The 7205-nt window shown below is 48.0% G+C and carries 8 protein-coding genes; 6 read left to right on the forward strand and 2 right to left on the reverse strand.

Features of this window, described 5'->3' with window-relative positions; translation table 11 throughout:
• Positions 1-53: 53 nt before the first annotated feature.
• Both QNN86_RS23445 and QNN86_RS23450 read right to left on the reverse strand, forming a co-directional pair.
• Complete coding sequence (locus tag QNN86_RS23445; protein ID WP_181617002.1) at positions 54-1709, reverse strand: glucan biosynthesis protein D; 1656 nt, start codon at positions 1707-1709, stop codon at positions 54-56.
• Positions 1710-1902: 193 nt separating this feature from the next.
• Entirely contained in the window at positions 1903-3246 is a 1344-nt protein-coding gene (locus QNN86_RS23450; RefSeq protein ID WP_279278054.1) for a VOC family protein, read from the reverse strand.
• A gap of 598 nt (positions 3247-3844) precedes the next feature.
• Between QNN86_RS23450 and QNN86_RS23455 the strand changes: the two genes are divergently transcribed.
• From QNN86_RS23455 to QNN86_RS23480, 6 genes are all read left to right on the forward strand, one after another.
• Positions 3845-4174 carry a hypothetical protein gene (locus QNN86_RS23455; RefSeq protein ID WP_279278053.1) on the forward strand — a complete coding sequence of 110 codons (330 nt, stop codon included), beginning with the start codon at positions 3845-3847 and terminating at the stop codon, positions 4172-4174.
• A gap of 11 nt (positions 4175-4185) precedes the next feature.
• Positions 4186-4398: a hypothetical protein gene (locus tag QNN86_RS23460; RefSeq protein WP_135912001.1), complete on the forward strand. Its 213-nt coding sequence runs from the start codon at positions 4186-4188 to the stop codon at positions 4396-4398.
• A 142-nt stretch (positions 4399-4540) separates the two neighbouring features.
• Positions 4541-4738, forward strand: coding sequence for a hypothetical protein (locus tag QNN86_RS23465; protein WP_115258436.1), 198 nt, complete (start codon positions 4541-4543; stop codon positions 4736-4738).
• A gap of 64 nt (positions 4739-4802) precedes the next feature.
• Positions 4803-5837: a hypothetical protein gene (locus tag QNN86_RS23470; RefSeq protein ID WP_146716866.1), complete on the forward strand. Its 1035-nt coding sequence runs from the start codon at positions 4803-4805 to the stop codon at positions 5835-5837.
• An 88-nt stretch (positions 5838-5925) separates the two neighbouring features.
• Positions 5926-6444 (forward strand): hypothetical protein, encoded by a 519-nt coding sequence (locus tag QNN86_RS23475; protein ID WP_146716867.1) that lies wholly within the window; start codon positions 5926-5928, stop codon positions 6442-6444.
• A 50-nt stretch (positions 6445-6494) separates the two neighbouring features.
• Complete coding sequence (locus QNN86_RS23480; protein WP_135911998.1) at positions 6495-6977, forward strand: hypothetical protein; 483 nt, start codon at positions 6495-6497, stop codon at positions 6975-6977.
• The last annotated feature ends 228 nt before the right edge of the window (positions 6978-7205 follow it).

Here is a 7205-nt window from a genome sequence, read left to right on the forward strand (position 1 = left end):
TCAACAGAGATGCGTTCTGTGACTCCCCTTCAGGAGAGCCACAGAACGTGCGGTTAACGCATTTCGCGGTCGTCGACGTACTGACGTTTATCCGCTGCCGGTGGGAAATACTGATACAGCCAGGTCTCGCTGATAGCATCGCCCTGACAACGCAGGAACATGCGCATATCTACCGGATCGGTTGAGTCTGAGGTCGGATACCAGTCAAACTGAATACGATAGCCATCGATCGGCTCAACGTAGAGGATTTCAATCTGCTTCGCTTCGCCGCTGGAGAGCGTAATCACCGGCTCAATACCCTTCGGCGCAGCGGCTTTCAGATCGCCACCGACGAAATCAACAGCAAAGCGACGCGCCCATTTTTCCGGGTAATGCTCGCCCGGCGCCCATCCTTCCGGGAATCCCCCCATGCCGGTGCGGGTGGCCAGCACGCGCGCCAGCGGCGAGCGTACCGGCGGCTGTGCGCTCCAGTACAGGCGATATTTGAACTCCAGATCGTCACCGGCTTTGATTGCCTTCTCCGGTTGCCAGAAGCAGACGACGTTATCCAGCGTTTCACCGGTGGTTGGGATCTCCATCAAGCCAATGGTCCCCTTGCCCCACTGGTTACGCGGCTCGACCCACAGGCTTGGGCGCTTGTTGTACCAGCCCATGATGTCCTGATAGTGGGAGAAGTCACGATCCAACTGCAACAGGCCAAACCCGCGCGGGTTGTTATCGGTGTAGGCATTGAACTGCAGTTTTTGCGGATTGTTCAGCGGACGACAGATCCACTCCCCGTTGCCACGCCACATTGCCAGGCGGTCGGAGTCGTGGATTTGCGGGTGAATGGTGTCGCACATCCGACGTTCGTTATTGCCACAGCTAAACATGCTGGTCATCGGCGCAATGCCGAGCTGTTTGATGTCTTTACGGGCGTAGACATGGTTCTGCACATCCATGATCACCTGCGTTTTCTCACAGTGGATCACAAATTTAAACGCACCGGTAACGCTTGGGCTGTCGAGCAGCGCATACACCGTAAAGCTGGTCGCGCCCGGTTTGACCGTTTCGAACCAGAACGCGGTAAAATCAGGAAACTCTTCTTTGCTGTCGGTGTAGGTATCCACCGCCAGCCCACGCGCCGACAAACCGTACTGATAGGTGTCATCGACGGCACGGAAATAGCTGGCACCGAGGAAAGAAACCACATCGCGGCGGGCCAGTTCCGGGGCTTTAAACACGCGGAAACCGGCGAAGCCGAGATCGGTTTGCCCTTCCAGCTGTTTGGTATCTACGCCCGCATCATTGTATTTGAACAGTTCAGGGCGGAAGTGGATCTCACGCGCCAGATGCGTACTGTCATCAACCGAGAACATGCGCACGCGGCGGCGAAAACCCATGCCGACATGGAAGAACTGCGCGTCCAGCTGACGATTTTCAACATTGTTCCACAGCGACTGCTCGGCGTCATACTGAATACTGTTGTAAGCCTGCGGCGTCAGTTTCGCCAGCGTATCCGGCAACGCGCGCGGCGCACCGCCCCACGGTTTTTGTGCTAAATCATGGGCCATTGATTGCAGTACGGAAAAATCAAAACGTACGGTTTTTCCGTCTGCAATGTCAGACTCTGCCGCATAGGCAGCACGGGAAAAGAGTGATGCAATACCACTGGTTCCGCACACGGCGGCCATTGCCATTGAACCTTTAATAAATCGTCTACGATTCATGCCTGAAAGTAAGTCCTTCTGGTCGTGTGAATGGTCCCGCGCCGGTCAACATCTGCGGCAAGAGAGTGCACATTTCTGACCGCTCACTCTAGACAAAATTCATTAATAATCCAATTGTTGGTCGCCGATTATCTGTACAAAATCGAAAATATATTATGTCGATGGGAACAGACCGAATCCCGTGTAAATTCCATTAAAGTAAACCACAGCGCCGTTTACTGCGCTCTTCAGCCTCCCGATACAACACAAACTCATCATAAACCGCACAGCCCAGCGCCTGTTCAAACGCATCCCGACTGGCGTTACCATGACTGCGCGTCTGGGTTTCATTGCCCAGATTAGACTGGAAAATGCCCGCCGCGCTCACCGGTAAGAAATCTTCGTAGGTGATCGGTTGAGCCACCAGCCAGCCTCGTTCGATCAGCGGCTGCGGGTCATCCTCCGGTCGGATCGCCTGACGATGCGCCTCGCCCGACGGCGTTAGTCGATAGCGGAACCAGGCCAGCCCCTGCTGGCGTAGCAAAAACTCACTGTCAGGGAAGGCTTTAAACACCTCCTGAAGATGCAGCTGGTGCGTCAGGTTGTCTTTACCCGTTCCCGCATGACTCAGCAGTTCATCGTATAACTGCCTGCCTTTTGGGGTCAGCGCCACGCCACGCTGTTCAATCTCGCCAAAACGTGCGGTATGCGTGCCGCGCATTTCACCGGCAAACAGTACCGCCTCCTCCAGCGCTTTAAAGCTGGTCTGGCGTAGCAGAATGGGCACCTCGCGACGCGGCGGCCCTTCAATGAGGATTTTCGGTTCGATGCCACATTCCGGCATCATCGATTGCACTCGGTCGATATCCAGCGTACGTGGCGTCAGATGGTTGATGTGGCAGCCGGGGAAGCACACCACATCGGCGATCAGTCGATGTTCGTTGTGTAGCGCGTGATAGGTCTCTTCGTCTACCGTGGCGTGCTGATGCCAGCGGAAGGTTTCCAGTGCTTCATGCACAAATTCCTGGGCCTGGGCTGGTGTAAAACTCCCCTGCGCATCAAACTCGTCCAACAGTTCGTGGCAACGGCGCGTAAAAATATCGCGTTTTGCGAGAATATCCGCAGCCCGCTGGCGTAATGTTACGTTATCGATCAACTCGAGGCGCAATAGCGAGGTAAACACCCGAAACGGATTACGCGAAAGCGAAGCATCATCAATGGGGCGAAACGCCGTGGAATGGACGGGAACGCCCGCCTGGGAGAGATCGTAATAGCTGACCGGGTACATGCCCATAATGGCAAACATCCGCCGCAGCGTGGATAATTCCTGCGCGGTCCCTACCCGGATCGCACCGTGGCGCTCAACGTTAAGACGCGCTAACTCATCCGCATTGGCCAGTTTTTCATGCAGCGTCGGGTTATTTTCCAGTACCGCCAGATTCACATCAGCGACAAGTTCCAGCAACGTGCCGTACTGCGGGACTTCCTGCTGGTACATTGCTGACATTGCCTGCGAAAATTGTTCCCGTATCTCATCTGCCGTGATGGTGTTCGCCATAATGTCATGCCTCCAGTGAATATTACCTGGAGTGTAGAGAACGCTACCGAGTCCGGTGGGAAGAATTTACAATCTGTGATTAGCACCCAAACTTTTGATAAGCACGGAGACATTAAAGATCCAGCAATCATGCGGGTCACACTGGAATCATAGAAAACACGAGGCGATTCAGTGTACCCTACCCTGTGACATGGCCTACAGGTAATCGATCACTCTTGCTAAACTATCTCGTTCTCTCACCGTGATAATCTCCTGTTATCACTTCATCGTAGACATATCACACACTTAGCCACACGCACCCTATGTTATGTGCATGCCTCTTGTATGTTGTGTATTGAGTAGTCCATATCATACACAGGTGGGTATAGATTTACTTGTAAATAACTCACGCGTTATAAAACCCTCCCCGTACTACATGCCTCATTGCCATCACATACTGGCTAACACAATACGCGGGAACGCACCACTCAATACCTCCGTGGTTTACCCGTTGATTTACCCATTGAAAGTTAACAATTATGCAGAGCATGAATGGCACTTAAAATAGAACACATATCAACCACAATTAGCCATTCGTGCTCATATCATATGTTTCACTATGTTTATTATTGTGTTTGCTTTTGTGTTTATTGATAATGCACTTCCCCCGTCACTGATGACGGCTAACTTTGAATGCCATGCAATGATTAAGGTAACAGAGTCAAACATCAAGCAAGTGCAAGGGGCCATTCGTGCAGCTACTGATAAGTGTGGTTTTGAATACGTTGTTGCTTCCTTCAATGCGTGTCAAGAACGAGGAGAAATGGATATTGTGTTTAATCTTCCTGTTGGTGAATACCGTCGTTATGCTGCCCTGTTAGCTGATCTTGTTCGCATCGAAAAACAGATGATAGACATGATTTCAGCTACAGCAGCCGTAATGTTGTAGAGGTGTACACAATGAATGTGATAGCGGGTGATGTTGCTATTCATCCTGTTTCATTTATCAATCTTGTTGTGGTCGCTTTTTGGCAAATTATTGAAGATGTGTTTATCTCATATGATGACGGAATGACAGAAACCTATCTGCACAATGCAACTGTACTTATTCAAGATAAGAAGGAAGAAAATCTGACTAACTCACTGATAACCACTCTGATCACGCCTATGTAGAACATAATGGACAAGTTCTAACTTATGTTGATATACAAGGTAAAACTAAAGCACCAAGTGAATAAGCAATTAATATTGTTCAAGAGTTTCTATATAAATAAATCTCAACAGAGGATTTGAAGTTGGAGGCTGGTATGTTCTCGTGAGCTTTATTATGTTCATGGAATATGGAAGTGATCGTGTTTATTGGTGGTTAGCTTGGCTGACAGACGATCAATTTTATATGGCTGGTTTAGGCGCGGGATTTATTGCTCTAATTGCTTTCATTCCTGCTGTTTGGGTTGGTGCTCTTATGGCTATCACAGCTTCAATTACTTATGTGAAAGACGGCATACGATAAATAAAACGATAAATAAAGAATTAATGATGATAGCACCCTATTAATCCTAAATGGAGTTTTCATAATGTTTAAGAAATCAGTGGTTGCAATGTTAATTGTTCTTCCAATGTCTGCTTTTGCTCATGGTCATGGTGGTCATGGCGGAATGGGTGGTCACAACTTTGGTGGTCATGGTCATGGTGGTAATATTGGTCATGCGTTTGGTAGCCACTCCTTCGGTGGTAAACTGGCAGGGCGTATGAACGCTAGTGGCGGATTCACTGGCTTCTCTAAAGGTTCTATCAACATGAGCGATCATCCTGTTGCTCAGAACATTGCAGACCATACCACTCATACCGCGTCTTTTAAAGACGGCACTTTCATGGGCACAACTACCACCACCATTGGTGATATAACTCGTGAAACTTCTACAGTTGTGTCTGCTGATATGCGTTCTCACACTAAAGCCATCACTAACGGTGAAGTATCTCATGTGAGTATTCGTAGCTATGCTGACGGTATTGGTGGTCTGAGTGTTCATGCTACCAAAGACGGCGACACTGCGATTGGGACAGTGAAAGCATATAACGATGTAGCAAATGCTGGCGTCGTTAACCACATGCTGAAATCTGGTGACATGACTCGTGTTGCTCAGACAGCAATCGCACCAGACTTCCGTAGCCGTACGGTAGCGGTTCGTGACGATACTGGCGTAACTGTCCACATGCAAGGTTATGTGGGCAATGAGCAGGCTGGTATTGGTTATAACAAACATGTTGCCACCTATGGTGAGTATGGCTTTGAACGTTCAGTGAATACGCTGGGTATTGCAACTGTCGGCATGTATGGTCCAGCTCACTATGCTGAGAAAGTTGCCAACCTGAAAACTGGTACAGTGAAAACGATCACTGACATTACACCACCTGCACCAACTCCTGTGGTGATTCACGTTGTTCCACTGACTCCGCTGACTCCTGTTGTACCACAGCCAACTCCGGTTGTTATTCATGTAGCACCAGCAGCCGATGTAACACCTGCTGTCGATCCTACTCCAGCAAATGTTACTACTGTGTACAACGATAAACACGGTGATAGTGTCATCTTGTATTGGAATATCTAACTAAAAGCACGGTTTTATACAACATTAGGGCTGGAGAAATCCGGCCTTTTTTTTAGTGGAAATAAATTTGTGAATGGAGATATTGCAAATGATGCTTAATGCGGGTGATTTTCTAAAATTGATTAATCTTGATCCATTTAAGAAATCTAACAATGAAGCAGGTGTGTCTGTTTCTCGTGGTGTTGAACTGGCTAAGCTGCGTGATGCTGTAAAAGAGAAACGTGTTAATTTGCGAGTTCTCTTGAAGTGGTTAAATGCTTCTGCTGGCTGTCGTTTACAAGAACGTTGGTTAACTAACTTCTTCGCTAACGAGCTAGGAACCTCTCAGCAACGTTCAGGCAAGAGTAAAGAGGACAAGCTAAAGGAAGAGGTTAACCGCCTTACGGAGCTTCTCAGAGCGTCACAGGAACAGAATCAGATGATTGCTATGGTTGCTTCTGAGGACAATCAGAAATCTATTTTTGCTGGTATCGTGGAAAAGATTGAACTTGAGACTCAATCAGAAGTAGCAGCCTTTGTAGAACAAGCTGCAACACGAGCTAAACAGAAAGCTATCGATCAGATGAAAGCTATCTTTCCAGACTGGGAACCAGCAGAGGACGCTTGAACGTAAAAGGCAGTGTGTATTAACATACGGCCTTAACTTTTTAGGGGCATATGATGAAGAACGTTAATTTAATATTGCTCGGAGATAGCACACAGCCACAAGAGAAGCGTATGAAGGAAGCGCTCAAGATAAGCAAGGGTGTGAAACCTGCTGCTGTGTTGGATGCTGTGAAAGAAGCATATGATGGTACAGGGAAGAAACCTAGCCTGAACTATGCACAGCTTGCACGATGGAGAAAGGGTTTAACCTACTATCGCTCACCTCCTACTGTAGACGCTATAGATCCCTATACAGAATTATTTACTCCCCTGTACCAACTGCTAGAGAATCCAGTGGTGGTAGCTTCCATCGATGTAGAAGAATTCGAACAACGATTAAGAAAGCAGGTTGAAGAACGTGAACGGCTATTGAGTACGGCAAGACGGGAAGAAGCAGAACGTATTATGAAAGAATCAGAAGAACGTGATCATAATAGGTTAATGGAGGAATTAAGTAAGCTGATGGATAAGCTGAGAGAGCTTAGGAAAGATTAATGCACATTTTTGTGCATTTAGAATAGTTGAGAAGGGGTAGCCTAATATTATGGTTCCCTTTTCTGTTTTTATTTCACCGGAAAGAGTTTTGATACTACTACTGCGTTAATTATTCCCCTTCTTACTACCGCACTAATAAGCACATTCACCGCTGTGAGAATTATCACACCGCCTACATGGTGAATAGCTTTGGCTATGAAAGATCAAAATGGTATAGAGTCCGAAGGA

Origin of the sequence: Citrobacter sp. C348, assembly GCF_047467975.1 — a bacterium.
GTDB classification, from domain to species: Bacteria; Pseudomonadota; Gammaproteobacteria; order Enterobacterales; family Enterobacteriaceae; genus Citrobacter; species Citrobacter gillenii.